The sequence below is a fragment of the Dyella kyungheensis genome (assembly GCF_049913195.1).
GTDB classification, from domain to species: domain Bacteria; phylum Pseudomonadota; class Gammaproteobacteria; order Xanthomonadales; family Rhodanobacteraceae; genus Dyella; species Dyella kyungheensis.
Genome location: NZ_CP183983.1, coordinates 4917001 through 4940306 on the forward strand (window position 1 = coordinate 4917001; position 23306 = coordinate 4940306).

At 66.1% G+C, this 23306-nt stretch carries 23 protein-coding genes; 6 read left to right on the forward strand and 17 right to left on the reverse strand.

What is annotated here, in order from left to right:
- Positions 1 to 11: 11 nt before the first annotated feature.
- The 3 genes from ACN9MB_RS21970 to ACN9MB_RS21980 form a co-directional block, all read right to left on the reverse strand.
- Positions 12 to 1481, reverse strand: coding sequence for an efflux transporter outer membrane subunit (locus ACN9MB_RS21970; protein ID WP_426270311.1), 1470 nt, complete (start codon positions 1479 to 1481; stop codon positions 12 to 14).
- A 28-nt stretch (positions 1482 to 1509) separates the two neighbouring features.
- Complete coding sequence (locus tag ACN9MB_RS21975) at positions 1510 to 1881, reverse strand: MarR family winged helix-turn-helix transcriptional regulator (RefSeq protein ID WP_204634930.1); 372 nt, start codon at positions 1879 to 1881, stop codon at positions 1510 to 1512.
- A gap of 170 nt (positions 1882 to 2051) precedes the next feature.
- Positions 2052 to 2291 carry a hypothetical protein gene (locus ACN9MB_RS21980; RefSeq protein ID WP_426270312.1) on the reverse strand — a complete coding sequence of 80 codons (240 nt, stop codon included), beginning with the start codon at positions 2289 to 2291 and terminating at the stop codon, positions 2052 to 2054.
- A 240-nt stretch (positions 2292 to 2531) separates the two neighbouring features.
- Here ACN9MB_RS21980 and ACN9MB_RS21985 point away from each other — a divergent pair, with 240 nt between their 5' ends.
- The 3 genes from ACN9MB_RS21985 to ACN9MB_RS21995 all read left to right on the forward strand — a co-directional run bounded on the left by ACN9MB_RS21985 (position 2532) and on the right by ACN9MB_RS21995 (position 4756).
- The gene (locus ACN9MB_RS21985; protein WP_204634758.1) at positions 2532 to 3356 is read left to right on the forward strand and encodes an AraC family transcriptional regulator; all 825 of its coding nucleotides are present in this window, start codon (positions 2532 to 2534) and stop codon (positions 3354 to 3356) included.
- Positions 3357 to 3476: 120 nt separating this feature from the next.
- Complete coding sequence (locus ACN9MB_RS21990; RefSeq protein ID WP_426270313.1) at positions 3477 to 4193, forward strand: glycosyltransferase; 717 nt, start codon at positions 3477 to 3479, stop codon at positions 4191 to 4193.
- Between the two features lie 194 nt (positions 4194 to 4387).
- Positions 4388 to 4756: a DUF488 domain-containing protein gene (locus ACN9MB_RS21995; protein ID WP_204634760.1), complete on the forward strand. Its 369-nt coding sequence runs from the start codon at positions 4388 to 4390 to the stop codon at positions 4754 to 4756.
- Positions 4757 to 4760: 4 nt separating this feature from the next.
- On the opposite strand, the gene ACN9MB_RS22000 is transcribed toward ACN9MB_RS21995, so the two are convergent.
- Both ACN9MB_RS22000 and ACN9MB_RS22005 read right to left on the reverse strand, forming a co-directional pair.
- Complete coding sequence (locus ACN9MB_RS22000) at positions 4761 to 5720, reverse strand: patatin-like phospholipase family protein (RefSeq protein WP_204634761.1); 960 nt, start codon at positions 5718 to 5720, stop codon at positions 4761 to 4763.
- A 94-nt stretch (positions 5721 to 5814) separates the two neighbouring features.
- Complete coding sequence (locus tag ACN9MB_RS22005; protein WP_204634762.1) at positions 5815 to 6786, reverse strand: helix-turn-helix transcriptional regulator; 972 nt, start codon at positions 6784 to 6786, stop codon at positions 5815 to 5817.
- Between the two features lie 143 nt (positions 6787 to 6929).
- On the opposite strand from ACN9MB_RS22005, the gene ACN9MB_RS22010 reads away from it, so the two are divergent.
- Positions 6930 to 7826, forward strand: a complete 897-nt coding sequence (locus ACN9MB_RS22010; RefSeq protein WP_426270314.1) for a hypothetical protein — start codon at positions 6930 to 6932, stop codon at positions 7824 to 7826.
- Between the two features lie 112 nt (positions 7827 to 7938).
- On the forward strand, positions 7939 to 8763 hold the full coding sequence (locus tag ACN9MB_RS22015; RefSeq protein ID WP_204634764.1) for a DUF481 domain-containing protein: 825 nt from the start codon (positions 7939 to 7941) through the stop codon (positions 8761 to 8763).
- Positions 8764 to 8837: 74 nt separating this feature from the next.
- Here ACN9MB_RS22015 and hemC read toward each other — a convergent pair whose 3' ends face one another.
- The 4 genes from hemC to ACN9MB_RS22035 all read right to left on the reverse strand — a co-directional run bounded on the left by hemC (position 8838) and on the right by ACN9MB_RS22035 (position 12340).
- Positions 8838 to 9755 (reverse strand): hydroxymethylbilane synthase, encoded by a 918-nt coding sequence (gene hemC / locus ACN9MB_RS22020; RefSeq protein WP_426270315.1) that lies wholly within the window; start codon positions 9753 to 9755, stop codon positions 8838 to 8840.
- 93 nt (positions 9756 to 9848) lie between these two features.
- The gene (locus ACN9MB_RS22025) at positions 9849 to 10553 is read right to left on the reverse strand and encodes a LytR/AlgR family response regulator transcription factor (RefSeq protein ID WP_204634766.1); all 705 of its coding nucleotides are present in this window, start codon (positions 10551 to 10553) and stop codon (positions 9849 to 9851) included.
- Positions 10554 to 10564: 11 nt separating this feature from the next.
- On the reverse strand, positions 10565 to 11611 hold the full coding sequence (locus ACN9MB_RS22030) for a sensor histidine kinase (protein ID WP_426270316.1): 1047 nt from the start codon (positions 11609 to 11611) through the stop codon (positions 10565 to 10567).
- A 63-nt stretch (positions 11612 to 11674) separates the two neighbouring features.
- Positions 11675 to 12340 (reverse strand): alpha/beta hydrolase, encoded by a 666-nt coding sequence (locus ACN9MB_RS22035; RefSeq protein ID WP_426270317.1) that lies wholly within the window; start codon positions 12338 to 12340, stop codon positions 11675 to 11677.
- Between the two features lie 240 nt (positions 12341 to 12580).
- Between ACN9MB_RS22035 and ACN9MB_RS22040 the strand changes: the two genes are divergently transcribed.
- Positions 12581 to 15016: a prolyl oligopeptidase family serine peptidase gene (locus ACN9MB_RS22040; protein WP_426270318.1), complete on the forward strand. Its 2436-nt coding sequence runs from the start codon at positions 12581 to 12583 to the stop codon at positions 15014 to 15016.
- Between the two features lie 161 nt (positions 15017 to 15177).
- Here ACN9MB_RS22040 and ACN9MB_RS22045 read toward each other — a convergent pair whose 3' ends face one another.
- The 8 genes from ACN9MB_RS22045 to ACN9MB_RS22080 form a co-directional block, all read right to left on the reverse strand.
- Complete coding sequence (locus ACN9MB_RS22045) at positions 15178 to 16050, reverse strand: ParB/RepB/Spo0J family partition protein (RefSeq protein WP_204634770.1); 873 nt, start codon at positions 16048 to 16050, stop codon at positions 15178 to 15180.
- Positions 16051 to 16052: 2 nt separating this feature from the next.
- The gene (locus ACN9MB_RS22050; protein ID WP_204634771.1) at positions 16053 to 16916 is read right to left on the reverse strand and encodes a ParA family protein; all 864 of its coding nucleotides are present in this window, start codon (positions 16914 to 16916) and stop codon (positions 16053 to 16055) included.
- A 52-nt stretch (positions 16917 to 16968) separates the two neighbouring features.
- A complete protein-coding gene (rsmG, locus tag ACN9MB_RS22055) occupies positions 16969 to 17604 on the reverse strand; it encodes a 16S rRNA (guanine(527)-N(7))-methyltransferase RsmG (protein WP_426270319.1) in 636 nt (211 codons plus the stop codon).
- A gap of 294 nt (positions 17605 to 17898) precedes the next feature.
- Positions 17899 to 18357, reverse strand: a complete 459-nt coding sequence (locus tag ACN9MB_RS22060; protein ID WP_204634773.1) for an SPFH domain-containing protein — start codon at positions 18355 to 18357, stop codon at positions 17899 to 17901.
- Between the two features lie 325 nt (positions 18358 to 18682).
- Positions 18683 to 19516: a pirin family protein gene (locus tag ACN9MB_RS22065; RefSeq protein ID WP_204634774.1), complete on the reverse strand. Its 834-nt coding sequence runs from the start codon at positions 19514 to 19516 to the stop codon at positions 18683 to 18685.
- A 123-nt stretch (positions 19517 to 19639) separates the two neighbouring features.
- Positions 19640 to 20317 carry a YecA family protein gene (locus ACN9MB_RS22070; RefSeq protein ID WP_204634775.1) on the reverse strand — a complete coding sequence of 226 codons (678 nt, stop codon included), beginning with the start codon at positions 20315 to 20317 and terminating at the stop codon, positions 19640 to 19642.
- 23 nt (positions 20318 to 20340) lie between these two features.
- Positions 20341 to 21120 (reverse strand): exodeoxyribonuclease III, encoded by a 780-nt coding sequence (gene xth / locus ACN9MB_RS22075; RefSeq protein WP_426270320.1) that lies wholly within the window; start codon positions 21118 to 21120, stop codon positions 20341 to 20343.
- A gap of 59 nt (positions 21121 to 21179) precedes the next feature.
- The gene (locus tag ACN9MB_RS22080) at positions 21180 to 23222 is read right to left on the reverse strand and encodes a M3 family metallopeptidase (protein WP_426270321.1); all 2043 of its coding nucleotides are present in this window, start codon (positions 23220 to 23222) and stop codon (positions 21180 to 21182) included.
- Positions 23223 to 23306 lie beyond the last annotated feature (84 nt).

Below are 23306 nucleotides of genomic sequence, written 5' to 3' on the forward strand. Positions count from 1 at the left end.
GGGGATAGCCCTTAGAGCGAATGATCAGAAGAGTTTTGGACGGCCACATCGGCCGCGGCCGCCTGCGGACGGAAACCGCCGCCGAGGGCCTGGATGAGTTGCACGGAGAAGTCGACCTGCTGCGACTGCAGCGCGGCGAGACGCTCCTGCGCACCCAGCAATTGCTGGCGCACGATCAGCGATTCGAGATAGCTGCCCACGCCGGCCTTGTAACGCTGCTCGGAGAGCTGCCAGGCCTGCGAAGCCGCATCGACGGCACGCTGCTGGGCGGCGACCTGTTCCTGCGCCGACTGCACGGCGTCGTAGTCGTCGGCCACTTCGTTCACCGCGCGCACCAGCGTCTGGTTGTACTGGGCCACGGCTTCGTCGTACTGCGCGTCCTTCGCGGACAGATTGGAACGCAGTCGGCCGCCGTCGAAGATCGGCAAGCTCAGCGACGGACCAAAGGTGTAGAAGCGCGCCGGCAACTGCAGCGGATTGATGCTGCCGAACGCGGCCACGCCGGCCATCGCGCTGAGGCTGACGTTGGGCATGAACTGCGTCTTGGCGACCTTGATTTCCTTGCCCGCCGATTCCACGCGCCAGCGTGCAGCGACCAGGTCGGCGCGGTGGCCGATCAGTTCGCTCGGCACATCGGCCGGCACGGTCAGCGCGCCGGGATTGAGCGCCTGCGGACGGCCGATGTCGAGGCCGCGATCCGGACCCTTGCCCAGCAATACCGACAACGACGAACGCGCCGCATCGATGGCGCGGTTGGTGGCAGCCAGTTGCTGGTCGGCGTTGGCCACTTCGGTGTCGCTCTGCTTGAGCTGCAGCTGGTTGTCGAGACCGGCCGAGACGCGCTGCAGGGTGAGCTGACGCGCGGTGGCGGCGCGATCATGCTCGGCCTTCGCCACATCCTGCTGCGCGTACGCATAGGAAAGCTGCACATAGGCGCGCGCCACGTTGGTGGAAAGCTCGATGCGTGCGGCCTGCTGCTCGATCTCGGCCGCATGCTGCTGGCCGACGGCCGCTTCCCAGGCGGCGCGCTTGCCGCCCCACAGGTCCAGGTCCCAGCTGAGGCTGGCGCGGGCGTCCTTGAACCAGGTGAACTTGCCGCCGCCCAGATCCGGCGGCGCGGCAGTGAGCGGCAGACGCTGGCCGATTACGTTGGCACCGGCCGTCACGCTGGGGCCGCGCTCGGCATCGGCCGCACCGGCTTGCGCCTGCGCCTGGCGGGCGCGTGCGTCGGCGACGGAGAGGCTGGGGTTGTCCTTCAGTGCTTCGGCGATCAACGCGCTCAGCTGAGGATCGCCCAGGCCGGTCCACCAGTCATTGGACGGCCAGGCGGCGGGGGAGAGCGTGGCGCCGGACAGGCTGCGATCGGCCTTCAGTGACGAGGCATCGGTCAGCGTGCCTTCCGGATGCAGGCCACCGCTGCTGACGCATCCCGCCAGCGCGAAAGTAAGGCCGGTGGCTGCCGCAAGGAGTTGCAGACGCATGGGCTTGATTCCAGGAAAGTGAAACGGGTCAGTTCTTGTCGCGGAGCGCGTGCAGCACACGCTCCAGGTAATCGCGCAGTTGTTCGCGTTCGGTGGGGTCCAGCGCTTTTTGCGCGGCTTCCAGTACGCGGTCGTTGCAGGGCGTCATCTGCCGCCACATCGCGTCGCCTGCCGGCGTCAGCTCGATGCGCAGCGCGCGGCGATCCTGCTCATGGGGGTGGCGGCGCAGCAGTCCCTTGCCTTCGAGCTGGTCGAGCTGGCGCGTCATGGCACCGCCGTCGAGCTCCACCGAGCGGGCCAGTTCGCTGGCCGACATCGGGCCGACCAGGGCGAGCCGCTTGAGGATCAGGAACTGGGTGAAGCGCAGTTCCACACCGGAGGCCTGCAATTCGGCTTCCATCTTGCGGACCAGTTCGCTGCGAACCAGTCCGATCAGGACGCCGATGCTGTCTTTCTGGACAGAAAGGGGGGTTGAGGGGCTCATGGGAAGGCAATTCTATTGCCGGAAATATATTTGTCAAGGCAAATATGTTCTGAATAGGCTTTGCCCGGACAAATTTTGCAATCCCCTCAATGAGCACCCTCCTTCATCTCGTCCTGCAGCCACTCCCGCAGCGCCGGATGACGTACTTCGAACAGTTCGAACACGCCCAGCGCGCGCAGCGTCGGCAGCAAGGCGACCAGCCGGGGTTCCAGCGCGCGGCGGGCCGCCTCCGGCGTGTTGGGGTCCAGCATCTGGTGGGCGCAGGCCACGAACGCTTCGAGCGGCGCGCTCTCGGCGGTGGGCATGCGTACGGCAGTCATCGACATGGATCAGCTCCCTTCGACGCCGGATGTCGACGCCACTGGCTTCAAACAGGACGAGCGTCGGGGTGCGGGCGTGACGGCACCGGATCAAGCCGGCGCCTGTGCACGCACCATCAAACCGCGACCGACGGCACGTTCAGGGGACCGCGAGCGGCGGCAGCGGTGGGGATCGGGTCAGCATGATTGGGCAGAAGGGTGAAATACTGTTAGCGTTATTTGGTCAAACTTTATCGAGAACCGGCCATGGGACATGTCTCCCATACAGACGAGCAAGCCTTCCACGCCCTGATCGAACGCCTCGATGGGCCCCCGGTGATCGCCTACTGGACGGAAGGCGAAGTCGCCAGCGAGTACACCGAAAGCACGCGCGAATACGGCTGGCACTCGCACGCGCGCGGGCAGTTGTACTGCGTGGAAAGCGGCCTGGTGCATGTGCGCACGGCCCAGGGCTCGTGGTTGCTGCCGCCGCACCGGGCCGGCTGGATGCCGCCGGGCGTGCAGCACACCGTTACGCTCAGCGGCCCCATGACCGGCTGGGGCGTGTTCGTCACGCCGCCCGAATGCGGCTGCCTGCCCATCGAGCCCTGCGTCATCGGCGTCACCGAACTGATGCGCGCACTGGTACGCCGCGCCAGTTCGTGGATCGGAGAGCCCCAGCTGGACGAAAGCCAGGAGCGGCTGACCACGGTGCTGCTGGACGAAATCTGCCGCGCCCGGCGCGAACCGCTGCATCTGCCGATGCCGGTGGACCGGCGCGCGCTGCGTATTGCGGTGGCGCTGCTGGAGAACCCCAACGACAACCGCGGCCTCGATGAGTGGGCCGCCTGGGCCGGCCTTTCGCCGCGCAGTCTGAGCCGGCTGTTCCGCGGCGAAACGGCGTTGAGTTTTGCGCAGTGGCGGCAGTTGGCGCGGCTCACGCATGGGCTGGAACGCCTGGCCGATGGCGAGCCCGTCTCCGCGGTGGCGGATGCGCTGGGCTATGCCAGCGTGAGCGCATTCGTGGCGATGTTTCGACGCAGCTTCGGGCAGCCGCCGGCCAGATATTTCGCCGCACAGGCAGCGCAGTAACGCCATCCTGTCGCTGTCCGCCGGGAACCAGCCACCCGCCGGCCCTGACGACAAGCCTTCCACCCTTTAGAATGGCGCGCTGGCGCCATGCGCCCCCTGCTAAAAACCAAGGTCTTCCCCATGCCACAACTGTCCGTCGTCGTGCCGGTGTTCAACGAGCGCGACAACATCCCGCCGCTGCTCGCCGAAATCGCCGCCGCCCTGCGTGGCAAGGCGGATTTCGAAGTCATCTACGTGGACGACGACTCCAGCGATGACAGCGTGGCCGTGCTGGCGGCGGAGAAGGCGAAGTACCCGGAGCTGCGCATCGTGCGCCACCTGACCCGCAGCGGCCAGAGCACGGCGGTGTGGAACGGCGTGCGCGCGGCGCGCTCGCCGTGGATCGCCACGCTGGACGGCGATGGCCAGAACGATCCGGCCGACATTCCCAAGCTGCTCGCCCAGCGCGACCAGAGCGGCCCCGATGTGCGCTTGTTCGCCGGCTGGCGCACCACGCGCCGGGACAGCTTCAACAAGCGCATTTCTTCCAAGATCGCCAATGCGGTGCGTTCGCGCATGCTCAGGGATTCCACGCCCGACACCGGTTGCGGCCTGAAGCTGTTCGACCGCGACGTGTTCATGCGCTTGCCCTACTTCGACCACATGCACCGCTATCTGCCGGCGCTGGTCAAGCGCGCAGGATTCCAGAGCACCAGCGTGCCGGTGGGCCATCGTCCGCGCACGGCGGGCACGTCCAAGTACGGCATGCTCGATCGCCTGTGGGTAGGCATCGCCGACCTGCGCGGCGTGGCGTGGCTGATGCGTCGCGGCAAGGTGACCCAGGTCGAAGAGATCTGATCCACACGTCGGAAGCCTGGCTTTCTGTGGGAGCGCACTTGTGCGCGACAAACCTCGCAGAAAGCCGTGACCATTCGACGGGGTGCTGTCGCGCACAAGTGCGCTCCCACAAAAGGCTTGCCACAAGGACTTGGCTTCAACGCGCCCTTCATCAGCGTATGCTGATCATTCGTGCTTCGGGAGGCCGCCCGTCCATGAGTATTGCCGTCAAGCGCATCTACGAATCGCCCGCCAGGAGCGACGGTTATCGCGTCCTGGTGGATCGCGTATGGCCACGCGGCATGAAGAAGGAAGATGCCGCGCTCGACGCCTGGAGCAAGGAGCTGGCGCCTTCCACCGCCCTGCGCAAATGGTTCGGCCACGATCCCGCGCGCTGGGAGGGTTTCCGCCATCGCTACGCGTCCGAACTCGATGCCGCCGCCGAGCATTGGCGGCCGTTGCTGACGCAGGCGTCGCGCCATCGGGTGACCCTGCTGTTCGGCGCGCGCGATGAAGAGCACAACAACGCGGTGGCGTTGAAGGGTTATCTGGATGCGCTGCTAAAGGCCCACGGCCAACCCTGATGCATCAGGGACGTGTGGCGTATACGCCGGCACGCGTCGGTTGCCAGTTGGCCAGCGCCAGGCGTGCCTGCTTGCGACCCATCTCGATCAATTCGCCCGCGCGATAGAACTCGTACACGGTGGCGACGTTGCGCGGCATGCGGATCAACAGGTCGGGCTCGTAGGCGGCCAGACGCAGGCGCGACAGATTGGCCTGCATCAGGTCCATCGATTGCATCAGCAGTTCCAGCATGCCCGGTTCGCGCGGCTTGTCGGCGCCGTGCGGCACCAGCTTGCTGATGAAATCGCCGATCCGCGAGCGATGGCCTTCGCTGCCTTCGGTGGGCGTGGCCCGCACTTCGTCCGGCGTGCCCGCATCGGGCGGGCCGTCCATGCTCACGGCGAACAGATAGTCCGCCGGCTCGCGGATCAGCGGCGTCACCGGCACGGGATTGAGCAGGCCGCCGTCGATCAGGCGTCGCTCCGACAGCGTGTGCGGGCGGAAAATGCTGGGAATGGCGATGGATGCGCGAATCGCATCGAACAGCGGGCCGCGCGTGAGCCAGACTTCGCGCTCGCGGTCCAGGTCCGTCGCCACGGCGGTGAACGCGATGGGCAGGTCTTCGATGGCCGCGTCGCCGATCAGGCCGCGCATGGTCTCGATGATGCGCTCGCCCTTGATCAGGCCGCCGCCGGAAAAGGTCCAGTCGACCAGCTTGAGCACGTCGATCTTGGCCAGCGAGCAGACCCAGTCGCTATAGACGTCCAATTTGCCGGTCGCATAGATGCCGCCGATCAGCGCCCCCATCGAGGTGCCCGCAATGGCCACGATCTCGTAGCCCTGCGCCTCGATCTCCTGGATGGCGCCGATGTGCGCCAGGCCCTTTGCGCCTCCGGAACCAAGTGCGAGTGCGACGGTCGGTTTCTTGGTGACGACGGCTTCGGCGGGAAGCGTCGAGGGATCGGCGATATCAGTGGCGCTCATGGCTCAAACGACAAGAAGTGAGTGGAGAGTATCGGCAGGTGGGCGAGTGCCTCGGGGCGCTTCCTCGCTGCTTACTCCTGTTTACTCACTTCCGTCACTGATAGCCACCCAGCGCCAGCTGCAGCTGGATCTTCATTTCCTCGCGCAGCGACAAGGGCGCCACGACTTCCGCGTCCGGACCGTACTTGAGCACGTCCATCAGCAGTTCCTTGGAATTGGAGTAGGGCACCTGCAACTCGTAGCGGCCATCGGACAGCCACTCGCCCTTCTGCTGCGAGTGCCAGTGCTCGTCGGCGACCCAGCGCGCGGCATGTTGCGAGAAACGCAGCGTGGCCCAGGCCTTGGGCTTGCCGGCGAAGATGCCGTAGCTGGAGGCGAGCGCGTCGTTGAGTTCCTGCTCGGCCACGTCGCGCGCGGGTTCTTCCAGCGATTGCGGCTCGGCAATGCGATCCACCGCGAAACTGCGCAGCGCTTCGCGATCGTGGTCCCATACGTCGAGGTACCAGTTGTCGCGATAGTGGGTGAGGCGTTGCGGCGACACGCGGCGGTGGCTGTCGGCATTGGTGGTGCGCGCGCGGTAACGGAAGCGCAGCTGCTTGCGTTCCAGCACCGAGCCGGCCACCACGCGAAACACTTGCTGGTCGAGCTTGCGTTCGCCCCAGGCGATCACGCGGATGCGTTCGATCGGCAGCGTCTTGCCGGTGCCCTGGTCGGACAGCAGGTGTTCGATGCGCGCCTTGAACGGTGCGAGCGCACCGGCAAGCACGCCCGGTCCGCTGCGGCCGATCAGTTCGTTGAGGGCAAGCAACGCCGCCAGTTCGTCGGAGGTGAGCCACAGGCCCGGCAACTCGAAGCGTTCGCCTTCGCCCACCGCATAGCGGAACGCGGCATGTTCGCCGCCCGCGCTTTCGATCGGCGCGCCCAGCGCATCGCGCAGAAACGCCACGTCGCGATACAGCGTCGCACGCGAGCACTCCAGCTCGTCCATCAGACGAGGCAGAGGGACCGGATAGTGCGCCGACTTCAGCAATCGGTGCAGGGTGAGGATGCGCTCGTAACGGTCCATGAAATGTTTTTCGACGGCTGCGTCTGCGTAGCATGCGCACCGTTTGCGATAGCCGCAAGTCCACCAGATGGTCGGATTCAGCAACACCACGCCAAGGTCACGCGCACGTGATCCCACCTTCACGCATAAAAGACGCCAAAATCATGAAGCCACGCCGCAGGGCCCCACCGCACGCCGATGACGAACAAGCCAGCCCGCGCGCGCGACCGCGGCCGCTGGCGGCCACGCTGCTGCATGTGAGCGGTTACGACGGCTTCGGTTTGTGGATGACGCTCGGACTCGCCCTGGCCGTGGGCGTCTATCCCGCCGGACGCGGCGATGTGTTGGTGCCGATCAGCCTGGGCGCCGCGCTGGTGGCGATAGGGCTGCTCGCCGCCTGCCTGCACTCGCGCTGGACACCGCACTGGCATGGCTGGGTCATCGGCAAGGGTTCGCGACCCACGCGGGCGGCGCTGGTGGCGCTCGCGTGCATTTTGCCGGTGCTGGCGGTCGCCGGCCTGGCGCGCGGCGACAACGCCTTCTGGGCAACACGCTTGTCGGGCGCCGCCATGTCGCTGTGTGGGTTATGCAGCCTGATCGTTACCTCCTATGCCGATGCCCGGCGTCAGGCCCCGGACATGGACTCCCGCCTGGCGACCCAGTTGCCGTTGAGCCGCGTGGTTTCGGCCACCTATGGCGGCGGGCTCTGGCTATGGCTTTGCAGCGCGGGCCAGGACATCGACGACGCTGCGCTGCATCCGCGCGCCTGGATCATCGGACTGTTGGCGCTGGCGCTGCTGCGCGGCCTGGTGGAAAGCCTGCGCTGGCAGGCCGCGTTGCAGCGGGTCGGCAGGCCGCGCGGTCGGCTGGAATTGCAACCCGGGCGTTATCTGGCGGCACTGCTGGTCTATGCGTTGCCGTGCCTGGCCTTGCTGCTGATGAACTTCAGCGACGGCTGGCTGGCCCTGGCCGCTTTGGCAGCAGTGAGCTGCACGGTGGGTATGGCGACCGAGCTTAGTTTGTATGATGAAGCCCTGGCAGCGTTGCCAGGCGGCCCGTGACAGGCCCGCCGCGCGTCAGCGCTGAACCAACCCCTCCCCGGTTCACAGGCAGTTCAATCCGCCCCATTAAGGTGGCGGCCTCCATCTTTTAACGAAAAAGGAACAATCAGACATGAAAAGCACCCTGATGACAGGCGCCCTGCTCGCAGCGCTGGCCAGTTTTGGCGCTCAGGCCGACGACGCGTCATCCAATCCGGCCAACAACGGCGGATGGACGGGTTCGGGCGAATTCGGTTTCGCGTCTTCCTATGGCAATTCCCGTTCGGAAAACATCAACGCCAAGCTCGGCGTCAGCCAGGAGAACGACCTGTGGAAGAACAACTTCTTCCTCAATGGCCTGCGTTCCAAGGGCGAGGTCGAGGTGCAGGACCAGCAAGGCAACACCATCGATCGCCTCACCACCACGGCGAATCGCTATGACAGTGGCGCTTCGGTGGGCTACAAGCTCGACCCGCGCAGCTACATCGTGACGGCGGCCCGCTACGAGCACGACGATTTCGGCGCCAACCTGTGGCAGGGCATCGTGTCGGTGGGCTACGGCTACATCGCGCTGAAGACCGAGCGCACCGAGCTGTCGTTCGAAGCCGGCCCCGGTTACAAGCGTTACCGCCCCGCCGATGTCGACCAGGCGGTGGTCCAGCCCGACGGCACCACCGAGACGGTGCGCGTGCGCCAGAACACCATCGGCGAAGCGGTCGGCCGCGGTCTGGTCAACTACAAGTACCGCCTTACCGACAACACCGCGTTCGAAGACACCCTGCTGATCGAAGCGGGCTCGGACAACAAGTACTACCAGAACGATATCGGCCTGTCGGTCAGCATGACCAAGAAGGTGGCGCTCAAGCTCGGCTACCAGCTGCGCTACAACAGCGACGTGCAGCCCGGCACGCAGAGCACCGATTCGCTGGTCACGACCAACCTGCTGTACAACTTCTAAGCGTTCGCGCGCTTCGCCAAAAACCGCCCTGGTGCGACCGTCGACGACGGCTCCGCCGGGCGGTTTTTTCTTTCTCAGTGACCGAGCAGCGCGCCGGCTCCCTGCTCGAACAGCGCGGCGGCCACCTGCTTGCCGAGTGCCTCGGCCTGGTCGCCCTCGGCTTGCGCCTGGGCATGCAGCAAGCGGCCGCTGCTCGCGTCGCCCACCATGCCGCGCAAATGCAGGCCACGCTCGGTGACCGTGCACCAGGCGCCCACCGGCACCGTGCAGCTGCCGCCCAGCGCATGGTTCATGGCGCGCTCGGCGGTGACGGCGAGCCGGGTCTGGGCGTCGTCCAGCGCGCTGAGCAGTGCGAGCACCTCCGGCCGATCCGAGCGTGCCTCGATGGCGATGGCCGCCTGTCCCGGTGCCGGCAGCCAATCCGGGGCGGCAAGGCGGCCGCGGATGCGCGAGGCGAGACCGAGCCGCTCGAGGCCGGCGCAGGCCAGCAGGATCGCGTCGTAGTGGCCCGCATCGAGCTTGGACAGTCGCGTGCCGACATTGCCGCGCAGATCCAGCAGGCTCAGGTCGGGGCGTGCGGCACGCAGTTGCGCCTGCCGGCGCAGCGACGAGGTGCCCACGCGTGCGCCCAGCGGCAACGCGGCGAGGTTGGCGTAGTCGTTGCTGACGAAGGCGTCGGCGGCATCGGCCCGGGGCAAAATCGCCGGCAGGGTGAAGCCGGGCTCCAGTTCCGACGGCACGTCTTTCAACGAGTGCACGGCCAGGTCGGCGCGGCCCTCCAGCATCGCCACTTCGAGTTCTTTCAGGAACAGGCCCTTGCCGCCGATGGTGGCGAGCGGCTTGTCGAGGATCTCGTCGCCGCGCGTGGACATCGGCACCAGGTCCACGAACAGGCCCGGATGGACCGCGCGCAACTCCGCCGCGACGTGTTCGGCCTGCCAAAGGGCGAGCGCGCTCTTGCGGGTGGCGATGCGCAGCGTGGTTGGCGTCATGGTGGTCTCGTTGGGGGCGCAGCGCGAAGCTTCGTCGGGGGCCTCATTGTCGCGTAATTAGGGTCGCGGCTGCATGCACGGCGGCCCCACGCCTCAGCCCATGCGCAGCAGCTTGCGTAGCGCCGGCAGGTTGCGGCGGCTCACTTCGGGCATCAGTTCCGTGCCGCCGAGCCGCGCGAGCACGCGCCCATCCGTGAGTGTCTTCAGGCCGATCAAGCGTTGTGCCGGCACCAGGCAGTTGCGATGCAGGCGGATCAGCGTGTCGGGATAGGCGTCTTCCAGCTGGCGCAGCGATTCCTCCAGCAGCAGCTGGCCGCCGCGGTGCTGCACCACCACGTACTTCTCTTCGGCCAGCAGGCAGATCACGTCGGCCAGCGCGACGCGCACCTGTTCCCCGCGCAAGCGTCCGTGCAGGTAACCGGCCGATTCGCGCGGCGCGTTCTGCAGGCGCAGGCGCGCGCGCTGCAAGGCTTCGTTGAGCCGCTCCAGGCGCACCGGTTTCAACAGGTAATCCACCGCACCCAGCTCGAACGCATGCAGCGCGTGGCTTTCGTAGGCGGTGCAGAACACCACCAGCGGACGTTTGCTGCCGGCCAGCCGCTGCGCCAGCGCGGTGCCGCTGATGCCCGGCATGTTGATGTCCAGCAACAGCACGTCCGGCTGCAGTTCGCCCAGCGCGGCCAGCGCCGCTTCGCCGTCGGCGACGCTGCCGGCGACTTCCACGTCCTTGCATTCGCCGAGCAGCGCGGCAAGCCGCGCACGGGCCAGGGGTTCGTCGTCAACGATGAGTACGCGCATGGACACTCGATTTACACCGCAGGCAACTGGAGGCGCACCACGAAGCGATCGCCTTCGGGTCCGGCGACGACGCGTGCGCGCGGACCGTAGCGATAGGCCACGCGCCGACGCACATTGTCCAGGCCGTGGCCATGGCCGCCGGGCGCGGGCTCGCCAGCCAGCGGGTTGTCGATTTCGATCAGGATGTCGCCGCGCTCGCGCCGTCCGCGCAGGATCACTTCGCCGCCTTCGCGCAACGGCTGGATGCCGTGGCGCACCGCATTCTCCACCAGCGGCTGCAGCAGCAGGCGCGGCAGCGGGAAGGCGTCAGGCAGGTCGTCCAGCTCGCGCCGCACGCGCAGGCGTTCGCCCAGGCGCAACTGCTCGATGTCGAGGTAGCGATCGACCAGGCCCAGTTCTTCGCCGAGCGTGCCGTCGCGCGTGCTGTGCTCGCCCAGCGCGGCGCGAAAGAGTTCGGAGAGGTCTTCCACCGTTCGTTCGGCCGCGGCCGGATCCACGCGCACCAGCGCGGCCACCGTGTTCATGCTGTTGAACAGGAAGTGCGGACGGATGCGCGCCTGCAGCGCCGATACCTGCGCCTGCGTCACCGCCTCCAGCCGCGTCTGCCACTGCGCCAGCAGGTAGAAATAACGCAGCATCGCGGCGCCCAGCAGGGCGGCGATCAAGGTGTTGTTGAGCACGAAGTCGTCGGTGCTGTCACTCAGCAGGGCCATCTGCATGGCGGCATCCATCCAGTGCACCAGGGCGCTGCCGACCGCCACGATCAGCACCATCGCCAGCCACACGCCGGCATAGCCCGCGCGGCCCGGCAGGCGCATCAAGAGCGGGCGCAGTTTGCATAGCGCCACACCGATCACCACGGCCAGCCAGTCGGCGAACAGCATGCCCACGCTGAAACCGCGCCAGCCGTGGCTGTTGTTGGGCGCCAGCCACATCACGGTGACCGTGATCGAGGCCATGATCAGCAGGGCGTAGATCACCGGCCCGCTGCAGAAGTCAGGCAGCGGGCGAAGCTCCGCGCGACCAGGCGTCGGTGTATCGGTGGTGGATTCCCTCATGCGCCGAAGTATGCCGCATGCGTGCGCGCCCTACTTTGCGCGCCGTCCCGGCACGTGCAGCGATCAGGCGCCCAGCCGGACGCTCATCCACTGGCGCAGGTCGGCCACTTCCTCGGCACAGACCGAGTGCGGCATCGGATAGGTGTGCCAGCTGACCGGATAACCCAGCGACTGCAGCAGGTCGCGCGAATTGACGCCGCGGGTAAGCGGAACGATCGGGTCGGCCGTGCCGTGGCCCCAGAACACCGGCGTGTGCCCGTTAGCGGGGTTGCGCTCGGCGGCGAAGACGTCCTGCAGCGGCAGGTAGGTGGACAGCGCGATGATGCCCGCCAGCTCCGCGCCGTGGCGCAGCCCCGCCGACAGCGCAATGGCGCCGCCCTGCGAGAAGCCGGCCAGCAGGATGCGCGAGCTCGGCACGCCGCGTTCGTTCTCGCGGGCGATCAGCGCTTCCACGCTGGCAATGGACGCGCGCATGCCGGTTTCGTCCTGGCGGGAAATCAGGTCGACGCCCACGATGTCGTACCAGGCGCGCATGGGCATGCCCCCGTTGACCGTCACCGGCCGCACCGGCGCGTGCGGAAAGACGAAGCGCAGCGCCGGCCACGAAGGCGAGACCAGCTCCGGCACGATGGGCGCGAAGTCGTTGCCGTCGGCGCCCAGCCCGTGCAGCCAGATCACGCTTTGGCCCGGATTCGGGGCGGTTTCGATCTCAACGGAGGGAAGGAGCATAGGGATTCGCCGTGCTGGGTCTTTCAGGGGAAATAGCATGCCTTGAAGACACGCAGGGGAACCTCACGGAACGCATGGCCCGCAGGTTGGCCGACAAGGTGCCGGGCGGTAGCCCTTCATGGACTCGGGGGGGGAACCGCCAAGATTACCTGCCTAGGCGATCAGTTTGAACGGGACCAACGGCGCTTGTGCGGTTTGGAGGCTTGGCTATGCTGCGACGTTTTGACTGTGGAGCCATCCATGCGCCGAATGCTGTTCGCCGGCCTTGCCGCCCTTGCCACGCTGCCCGCGGCGGCCTTGTCGCCTCCCGCGTCCGGAGGCCAGCTGGATCTGGAAACCATCATGGCCAATCCCGACTGGATCGGCGCCGCGGTGGAACAGCCTTACTGGAGCGTGGACGGCCGTAGCCTGTACTACTCGCTCAAGCGCGACGGCAGCAAGGTGCGCGACCTGTATCGGGTCGACGCCGCCAGCGGCCAGGGCAGCAAGCTCGATCCCGCCGCCATGGCGCAGGCCGAAGGCCCGGCCGTTTACGACCGCGCGCACCGCCATGCCGCTTATGTGATGCACGGCGACATCTTCATGGTCGACCTCTCCACGGGTCGCCATGTGCAGGTCACCCGTTCGACCGAGGCGGAATCCGCGCCGCGCTTTTCCAGCGATGGCCGCAGCCTGCAGTATCGCCAGGGCCATAACTGGTTCGTCTACGACCTCGCCGGCGGCGTGAGTGCGCCGGCCGCCGTGCTGCGCTTCGTCGACGATCCGCAGGTGAAGAAGCCCGACCAGCTCAAGGACATGCAGCTGGAGCTGTTCCGCTCGCTGCGTGAGAACAAGTCCGACAAGGACGCCTCGCGCGACAACGACGACGCGCTGATCGCCGCCGATCCCAGCCGCGCGCCCAAGCCGATCTACCTGGGCGAAGGCGGCGAGCCGGCCGACACCGAACTGTCGCCCGACGGCCGCTGGATGGTCGTGGTGACCAAGCCCAAGGGAGCGAAGGAAGGCAAGCGTCCCGAAGTCACCCACTACGTGACCGATTCGGGCTACGCCGAGCAGCAGGAAACGCGTGTCTACGTGGGCCGCAACGATCCCGCGCCGCAGTCGCTGGTACTGGTGGATCTGAAGACCGCCAAGTTCTATCCGCTGAAGACCGACACGCTGCCGGGCATCAAGGACGACCCGCTCAAGGACATCCGCGCCAAGACCGTCGCCGCGCTGGAAAAAGACGGCAAGGCCGATGAAGCCAAGGCGCTGAAGGCACCCGAAGTTCGCCCGGTGCGCATCGTCTCCGGCGCCGAAGACGGCGGTGGCGGCGGCATCGTGTGGAGCGACGACGGCCAGAACGTGGCCATCCAGCTGCGCGCGATCGACAACAAGGACCGCTGGATCGCCAACGTCGATTTCGACAAGCACGCCCTGGTCACCCAGCACCGCCTCACCGACAACGCCTGGATCAACTGGAACTTCAACGATTTCGGCTGGCTCAAGGACGGTCGCACGCTGTGGTATCTCAGCGAAGAAACCGGCTACTCGCAGCTCTACACCAAGACGCTGGGCGGCAAGCCGAAGGCGCTCACCAGCGGCAAGTTCGAAGTGAGCCATCCGGCGCTGAGCGAAGACGGCCAGTGGTTCTACGTGCGCACCAACCAGGTGGCGCCGTACAGCTACGACGTGTATCGCCTGCCCAGTGCCGGCGGCGAACTCGCCCGCCTCACCCAGGTGCAGGGCATGGATGATTTCGCGCTGTCGCCCGACGGCCGCCAGCTCGCCGTGCTGCATTCGTCGCCGTACACGCTGGCGCAGCTGGCGGTGCAGGGCGTCGACGGCGGCGCGGCGCGCGAACTCACCAACACCATGAAGCCGGCGTTCACTGCGCACGCATGGATCCAGCCGAAGATCGTCAGCGTGCCGTCGTCGCATGGCGCCGGTGCGATCTGGGCGAAGTACTACGGCCCGGCCGATGAGGCTGCCGGCGCTTCGCGTCCGGCGGTGATCTTCGTGCATGGCGCGGGCTACCTGCAGAACGTCACGCTGTCGTATTCCAACTACTTCCGCGAGCAGATGTTCCACAACCTGCTGGTGCAGCAGGGTTACGTGGTGCTCGACATGGACTACCGCGCTTCCGACGGCTACGGCCGCGCCTGGCGTACGGCGATCTATCGCCAGATGGGCCATCCGGAACTGGAAGACCTGCTCGACGGCAAGGCCTGGCTGGTCAAGAACCACGGCGTCGATCCCAAGCGCATCGGCATGTACGGTGGCAGCTACGGCGGCTTCATGACGCTGATGTCGCTGCTGCGCGCACCGGGCGAATTCGCTGCGGGTTCCGCACTGCGCCCGGTCACCGACTGGACCAGCTACAACCACGAGTACACCTCCAACATCCTCAACGATCCCCAGCTCGATCCGGAGTCGTACCAGGTCAGCTCGCCGATCAACTTCGCCGACAAGCTGCAGGATCCGCTGTTGATGGAGCACGGCCTGATCGACGACAACGTGCTGACCAGCGACACCATTCGCCTGTACCAGCGCTTCATCGAGCTGCACAAGAACAATTTCTGGATGTCGCTGTATCCGATGGAGCGCCATGGCTTCGTGCATCCGGACTCGTGGTACGACGAGTACCGTCGCATCGACGAGTTGTTCAATACGTATGTGAAGCCGGTGAAGCAGTAAGGCTTCTGAGCTGAAAAAAAGCCGCCCGATGGGGCGGTTTTTTTTTGCGCGGCAATCGCACATTTACTGTGGGAGCGCCCTTGGGCGCGACACGTGCGCCTGAGTGCATCGCTCCGTCAGGTTGTCGCGCCCAAGGGCGCTCCCACAGAAAGGCCTTTCGCTCAGCGAATCTTGCCCAGGATCCCGTCCAGCTCGTCATTGCTGTGATAGTGGATCACCAGCTTGCCCTTGCCGCCTCGACCCTGCGCCAGCTCGACCCGGGTGGCAAAGCGCTCGCCCAGTTCGCGTTCGAGCGCATCGACGTTCGGATCGCGCGACGGCGTGTGCTTGGCCTTGCCCTTGGGTGCGGTCTGCGCACGACGGGCGGCTTCTTCCAGTTCGCGCACGCTCCAGCCATGGCGGGAAGCTTCCAGCGCGAGGCCTTCGGCCATGCTTTCGGGCAGCGTGATCAGGCAGCGGGCGTGGCCCATTTCCAGCTTGCTTTCATCGAGCAGGCGCTTGATGGACGCCGGCAGTTCGGTAAGGCGCAGCAGGTTGGAGACGGCGGCGCGCGAGCGCCCGACGGCGTCCGCCGCTTGCTGGTGGGTGAGCGAGAAATCGTCGATCAGGCGCTTGAGCGCATCGGCTTCTTCCAGCGGCGTGAGGTCCTGGCGCTGGATGTTCTCGATCAGCGCCATCGCCGGCACGGCCACTTCCGGCACGTCCTTCACCAGCGCCGGCAGTTCCGACAGCTGCGCGCGCTGCGCGGCACGCCAGCGGCGTTCGCCGGCGATCAGTTCGTACTGGTTCTTGCCGATGGCGCGCACCACCACCGGCTGGATCAGTCCCTGCGCGCGGATGGAGGCCGCCAGTTCGTCCAGCGCCTCATCGTTCCAATGGCGGCGCGGCTGGTACTTGCCCGGCTGGATCTGCTGGATCGGCAGCGTACGCAGCTCGCCTTCCTGTTCGAGCACCGAGGGCTTGCCGGGTTCGTCGTTGCCACCCAGCAGCACATCGAGCCCACGACCCAGGCCCCGTTTTTTCGCAGCGGACATGCTTACTCCTGATGGATGTCGACGATATCGTCGAGCGTCTCGTCGGTGTCGTGCAGCGTCGGCGTGATCACCTCGTTGGCCAGATCCTGCGCCGCGGACTGCTGATTGCGATCGCGGCGGATCATCTCGCCGGCCAGCCCGATATAGGCGATGGCACCGCGCGAACTGCGGTCGTACAGATGGATCGGCTGGCCGTGGCTCGGCGCTTCGGCCAGGCGCACGTTGCGCGGGATGATCGAGCGCAGCACCTTGTCGCCGAAATGCGTGGTCAACTGCGCCGACACTTCGTTGCCGAGGTTGTTGCGCACGTCGTACATGGTGCGCAGCAGGCCTTCGATTTCCAGCGCGGGATTGAGGCGCTGGCGTACGGCCTTGACCGTGTCGAGCAGGCTGGAGAGACCTTCCAGCGCGAAGTATTCGCACTGCACCGGAATCAACAAACCGGTGGCCGCGGTCAGCGCATTGAGCGTCAGCAGGTGCAGCGACGGCGGGCAGTCGATCAGCACGATGTCGTAACGGTCGGCGATCTTGCTCAGCGCATCCTTGAGGCGGCTTTCGCGCGCGATCGCATCCATCAACTTCAGTTCGGCGGCGGTGAGGTCGCCATTGCCGGGCAGCAGGTCGTAATGCGCCTCGGTCTTGACGATGGCCTGCTCGATCGGCGCCTCGTCCAGCAGCACTTCGCAGCCGTTCGGCTTGGCCACGCGCTTGTCCACGCCCGACGCCATGGTTGCGTTGCCCTGCGGATCGAGATCGACCAGCAGCACCTTGCGCTTGGCGGCAGCCAGCGCGGCGGCGAGGTTGACGGCGGTGGTGGTCTTGCCGACACCACCTTTCTGGTTGGCGACAGCGATGATGCGGGCCATGGTGTCGTCGATACCGTGAACGAGTGAAAAGGGGGCTAGATTAGCAGCCTGCTTAACTTGCTGTACGGCCCAGCACCACCAGGTGCCGCTCGCCGCCCACGTCGGGCACATCGAGCGTATGGATCGCTCTTACCTCGAAGCCAGCGGGCACGCCGGGCAATTCCTCGTCCGGGTGCCTGCCCTTCATGGCGAGCCAGATGCCGTCCTTGGTCAAAAGGTGACCACCCCAGGCCAGCATGTCTTCCAGGCTGGCGAAGGCGCGGGCGGTGATGCAATCGAACTGGCCTTCCACCTCTTCCACGCGCGACTGCACGGCACGCACGTTCTCAAGCTTGAGCGAGCGAATGGCCTCGCGCAGGAAGCGGATCTTCTTGCCGTTGGAGTCCACCAGCAGCACCTGCAGCTCCGGCCGCGCCAGCGCCAGCGGAATACCGGGCAGGCCGGGACCGGTGCCCAGGTCGGCCAGCGACTGGCCCTGCACATACGGCAGGATCGCCAGCGAATCGACCAGATGGCGGCTGACCATCTCCAGCGGATCGCGGATCGCGGTGAGGTTGTAGGTGGCGTTCCAGCGCGCCAGCAGCGCCTGATAGTCGAGCAGACGCTCCACCGCGCCCGCCGGCAACTGCACGCCAAGCGAGGCGATGCCGTGTTCCAACCGGGTTTGCAGGTCTTGGCGAGAGCTCATGAAGGGGCCTTGCTGAAACGGGACACGCAAGTATCCGGGTGTGCAACGCGAGATGCCAGTTTGAGGCACCCCTCCTGTGGGAGCGCACCCAGTGCGCGACAGGCGCCCGGGCGCCATCTCGACAGCCGGTTTCCGCAATGCGCTCGGGCGCCTGTCGCGCACTGGGTGCGCTCCCACAGACAAACTCACTCGCGAGGCAAAAGAAAAAGCCCGCCGAAGCGGGCTTCAAGGATCTCCCCTGTGGCGGGTGCTCTGAGGTCACCTTCGCCAGGGCCTGTCCGGCAGCACACCGGATCAGGCGAATTCCAGCTCCACCCGCGTCACCATCATGCCGCGCTCGCGCAGGGCGCCATTCATGCTCTGCTTGAGGCGCGACCCCAGGTCGCGACGATCGGCCTCGAAGGCTTCCGGCTCGTCGCGCAGGGCGGCGAGGGCGCCGCCACGGATCAGCTGGTCGGCCTGGTCGATCACCGCATCGGCACGTTCCGGCTCGAGCACCTGCCAGTAGACCGTGCCGCGCACGTCGTGGGCATTGGGCAGCGGCTCCTCGAAGCGCAGCACCTGGCCGCCGAGGTTGATGCGGTGCTCCACCCGGTCGATCAACGGCAGCGCCATATGGGTGCCCGACTGCAGCAGGCGATACGGCTTGCCCCGGCGATAGAGGCTATGCACCTGGTCGGCCGGCACGCGCTTGATCGCGGTGACGAACATCGCGATCAGGGCCAGGACAACGAGAGTAATCAGGGCATTCATGGCAATAGATACAACAGGTTATATGTGATTTCTTCACAAGGACTGTAAGTACATAGTACAGCCGCTTGCACCGACTTAGATTAATCCTTATTTAACGACATTCTGCCATCCGCTTACAACCCGACTTTTGGGCTAACTTGCTGATTTTGAGAACTTGCTGGCAGGCACGAAGGTCATGCATCGATCTTGCCAAGCAGGCCCTCGCCGCCGAATTTCCCCTTACGAGTTGTTAACGGCGATCCTTTGGGTGACTTGAGGCTGGGCATAGAAAAGCCACCCCGGCGGACCGAGGTGGCTTGGTAGGTAAGCGGTGGAACCGCTGCGCTTAGAACTTGCCGGCGCGGAAGTCCGCAATCGCCTGATGAATTTCCTCAGGCGTGTTCATCACGAACGGCCCATAGCGCGTCACCGCCTCATTGAGCGGCTGGCCGGCCACCAGCAGCACGCGTGCCGCCGTGTCGCGACCGGCGATGCGCAGGTCGCCGCTGCGCGAGAGCACCGCCATCTCGCTGCGGGCGAGCGGTTCGCCAGCCACCTCCGCATCCTTGCCCTCGAACACATAGGCAAAACCTGCATGGCCTTCGGGCAACGGGATGGTGATCGATGCGCCCGGTTGCACGGAGATATCGAGATAGATCGGCTGCGTGACGATCTCCGCCACCGGTCCGGTGACACCGCCAAACTCACCGGCGATCACCTTCACTTCGACGCCTTCGGCCGGACGCGCAACCGGAATGCGTTCCGGGCCGATGTCCTGGTAGCGCGGCGCGATCATCTTGTCCTTCGCGGGCAGGTTCACCCACAGCTGGAAGCCCCACATCAGGCCGTCTTCCTGTTCGGGCATTTCCGAATGCAGGATGCCGCGGCCCGCGGTCATCCATTGCACGCTGCCCGGCACCAGGTCGCCGCTGTTGCCGTGGTTGTCGTGGTGCTTCATGTGGCCGGCGAGCATGTAGGTCACGGTTTCGAAACCGCGATGCGGATGCTCGGGGAAGCCCGCGATGTAATCGCCGGCCTGGTCGGAACGGAATTCGTCCAACAACAGGAACGGATCGAGCATGTCCAGGCCCGGCTGCCCGATGACGCGCTTGAGCTTCACACCCGCACCATCGGAGGTGTCGACGCCGCGAATGCGGCGGAGAATGCTGCGCTCAGTCATGGTTGTCTCCAGAAAAGTGGACTGACACCATCATGATCCCGCGCAGGCGCTTCCCCAAGCCGGGTAAACCGAAACGGATTGTTCGCGCGGAACGACACCGCCGCGTGGCGATGTTTCACCGCTTCAGTGCACCCAATGTCCGCTGCGCTGGCGCGGCGGTGCCGACGACGGCTCCTTTTCCTCGGCGGGACGCACGGCGGCTTCGATTTCCGCCTCGCTCACCGGATGCTCGTTCCAGTAGTGGTTCACCGCGCCCAGCACGGTGGGCACCTGCGTCAGGCACTCGTCGTACTCGTCGTCGCTGAGCTTTTCGAATTCCGCGTCGGCGTTGAGGATGCCTTCGTCCACTGCCAGCGCCATCACCGGCCCCAGCATTTCCATCAGCTGCGGATCGTCGGCGAGACGCTTCTCCCATAGGCCCGCGCGCAGGTCGATGCCGCGGCTGAAGCCTTCGCACCAGCCGGCCGCGGAAAGCACCGGGCCGGTTTCCGTATCCACTTCGCCGAGGATCGGCTCGTAGGCTTCGACCTCGAGTTCGGCGGTGATCGAATCGTTGAGCTTGGCCAGCAGCGCCAGCACGCGATTGCCTTCGTCCTCATCGGTGAAGGGCTCGTGCAACACCTCGGGCAGCCATTCTTCCGGCAAGACCTGCACCGGGCCCACCGCGAGCGCGGAGAGCAGGCCGTGCACGCCGTCGAGCAGCAGGTCGCCCTCGCCGACGTGGCCGCGCAGATAGGTATCCAGTTCGTCGAGTTCTTCGTCGCCTAGCGAACTGGGCCACTCGGTCTTGGGTGTATTCATCGGTCGCCTGTTTGCGGTGTTGCTTAGATATCCAGATCAACCGTTACCGGCGTGTGATCGGAAGGGCGTTCCCAGGTTCGCGGCGTGCGGTCGATGGAGGCCGTTTTTGCCGCGGATTTGAGGGCGTCGCCGATCAGGATCAGGTCGATGCGCAGGCCCATGTTGCGCCGGAAGGCGGCCTGACGGTAGTCCCACCAGCTGAAGTGTTCACCCGCCGGTTCGAACAGGCGGAAGCTGTCGTGCAGGCCCAGATCGGTGATGCGCTCGAGCGCCTCGCGCTCGGGCGGCGAACACAGGATGTCCTCGCCCCAGGCCACCGGGTCGTACACGTCGCGATCGTCCGGCGCGATGTTGAAATCGCCCAGCACCACCAGGTTCGGATGGCGTTCGATTTCGCGCGCCAGGAACTCGCGCATCTTGGCCAGCCAGTCGAGTTTGTACGCGTATTTCTCGTCGCCCACGGCCTTGCCGTTGACCACATACAGATCCACCACGCGCACGCCGCCAATGGTGGCCGCGAGAATGCGCCGCTGCGGGTCGTCCAGGTTCGGGATGTCGGTGAGGACATCCTCAAATTCGCCTTTGAGGTCGGCTCGTGCCAGCAAGGCCACGCCGTTGTAGGTCTTCTGGCCGGAGAACACGGCGCGATAACCGGCGGCCGCCAGTTCATCCACCGGGAACTTGTGGTCCTCCAGCTTGGTTTCCTGCAACGCCACCACGTCCGGTTGTGCGTCGGCCAGCCACTGCGTGAGGTGCGGAATACGCACCTTCAGCGAGTTCACGTTCCATGAGGCGATTTTCATGAGGGCATTGTAAGCGATGACCGGCGAGACGCCGCCGCCCTCGCGGACGGCGGCAGGGTTCAGGCCAGGCCGTGGCTCTTCAGCAAGGCCTCGGGCTCCGGTGCGCGGCCGCGGAAGGCGATGAAACTTTCGATGGCGGGGCGGCTGGCGCCCACCGCGAGAATTTCCCGGCGAAAGCGGTCGCCGGTCGCGCGATCGATCACGCCGTGCTGCTCGAATTCGCCGAAGGCATCGGCGCTGAGCAGTTCGGCCCACAGGTAGCTGTAATAGCCGGCCGCGTAACCACCCGCAAAGATGTGCGAGAACGCATGCGGGAAACGCTGCCATGCGGGCGGATGCAGCACGGCCACTTCATGGCGCACTTCCTCCAGCACTGCCATGGTGCGGGCGCCCTGGCTGGGGTCGTACTCCAGGTGCAGGCGGAAATCGAACATGGCGAATTCGAGCTGGCGCACCAGGAACAGGCCGGCGTGGAAATGACGGGCCGCCAGCATGCGCTGGAACAGTTCGTCCGGCAGGCGTTCGCCGGTTTCGTAGTGGCGGGCGAACAGGTCGAGCGCCTCGCGATTCCAACCGAAGTTCTCCATGAACTGGCTGGGCAGTTCCACTGCATCCCACTCCACACCGTCGATGCCGCCGATCGAAGGCAGCGCGATCTCGGTCAGCAGATGGTGCAGGCCATGGCCGAATTCGTGGAACAGGGTGAGCACGTCGTCGTGCGTGAGCAGCGCGGCGCGGCCTTCAGTGGGCGGCGCGAAATTGCAGGTGAGGAAGGCCACCGGCAGTTGTTCATTGGCGCCGTCGCGGAAGCGCGCTCGGCACACGTCCATCCATGCACCGCCTCGCTTGCCGGTACGCGCATACAGATCGACGTAGGCACCCGCGAATACGCGGCCATCGGCATCGCGCACGTCGTAATAGCGCACGTCCGGATGCCACACATCAACGTCGTTGCGCACGCTCAGCGTGATGCCGTACAGGCGCTGGGTGAGGCCGAACAGGCCATCGATCACCGACGGCAGCGGGAAATACGGCTTGAGCTGTTCTTCGTCCAGGTCGTATTGCTGCTGGCGCAGTTTTTCCGAGGCGTAGCCGACGTCCCAGGATTCGAGATTGTCGAGCTTCAGTTCGGTGGTGGCGAATTCGCGCAGGCGGTTGAGTTCGTTGCGCGCCACCGGCCGCGCGCGCTGGGCGAGGTCGTGCAGGAATTCCATCACCTCGGTGGGCGAGCCGGCCATCTTGGTGGCCAGCGATTCCTCGGCCGCGTTGGCGAAGCCGAGCAGGCGCGCCGCTTCATGACGCAAGGCCATGATGCGCTCGATGCGCTGGCTGTTGTCGTGCTTGCCCGCCTGCGGACCCTGGTCGGAAGCGCGCGTCTGATACGCCCAGTAGACGCGTTCGCGCAGGCCGCGATTGTCGGCATAGGTGAGCACGGCCTGCACGCTGGGTTGCTTGAGCGTGACGAGGTAGCCGTCGAGGTCCTGTTCCTTGGCGTACTGGCGCAGCACCGCCCGGCCGGATTCGGGAATGCCGGCCAGGTCGCGCTCGTCGGTGATGTGTTCGTGCCACGCGTCGGTGGCGTCGAGCACGGCGTTGGAAAATTCGGTGGAGAGGCGGCTAAGTTCCACGCCGATCTCGCGATAGCGCGAACGCGCGGGCTCTTCCAGCGCCACGCCGGACAGGCGGAAATCGCGCAGCGCATGTTCCACCAGCGCGCGCTGTGGGCGCGACAGGCTGGCGAAGTCCGGTGCATCGGCCAGGGCCTGCACGGCCTGGTAGAGCGCGCGGTTCTGGCCCACCTCGATCGCGTGATCGGTGAGTTTTTCCTCTGCCGGGCCGTAGACCTCGCGCAACGCTTCGCTGTCCGCCACCGAATGCAGGTGGCCCACCGGCGCCCAGGCGCGGGCGAGGCGCTGCTCCAGGCGTTCCTGGGTGAGCATCACGCTGTCGAAATCGTGCGGCGCGTTAGGGCCCGTCAAGGCCTCGATGCCGGTGCGATAGTCGGCCAGCAGGCGATCGATGGCCGGGGTGACGTGCTCGGGGCGGATCTGCGAAAACGCCGGCAGGGTATCGTCGGCCAGCAGCGGATTGGTGGTTTCCATGGTGTCTCCTGAACGCCCGGCCTGCCGATGGCTGGCCCGCGGGCTGCCCTCAGCGTGGCGACCCCGCAGGGTGAAATCAAGCGG